Source organism: Bartonella sp. MR168JLCBS (assembly GCF_042194175.1).
This window is the reverse complement of sequence record NZ_JBHIMP010000523.1, coordinates 1-290: the sequence shown is the minus strand read 5'-3', so window position 1 is coordinate 290 and position 290 is coordinate 1. Positions and strand designations below refer to the sequence as shown.

Sequence of the window (290 nt, the reverse complement as noted above, 5' to 3'; positions counted from 1 at the left end):
ATACTGTAAATCTTCTCCATTAACGGAGAAAGGGAATGGTTTTTGTTGACTGATAAGATCAATGGAAGAAAAGAGGTTTTTCTCAGTTTGGGTTGTTATTTGTCTTCTTTTTTCGTTTAATTTATAATAAGATCCTTGATGACTATTACGGGTTATGAGATCAAAATCACTCTCATTAAGTTTTTTGAGCTGTTCAGATAAAGATCCGTTTTGAGCATGAAGGATGATGCGTGCTGAGGCAAGAAGTGTCTTAAAACTTTGTTCATTTATTTGATCCCGTTGAAGCATAA

General features: G+C 33.8%; 1 protein-coding gene. It reads right to left on the bottom strand.

The features are described 5' to 3' along the window. Window positions 1-290 (bottom strand): hypothetical protein (locus ACFIK8_RS12375; protein WP_375669597.1); only part of this gene is annotated, 290 nt, incomplete at both ends.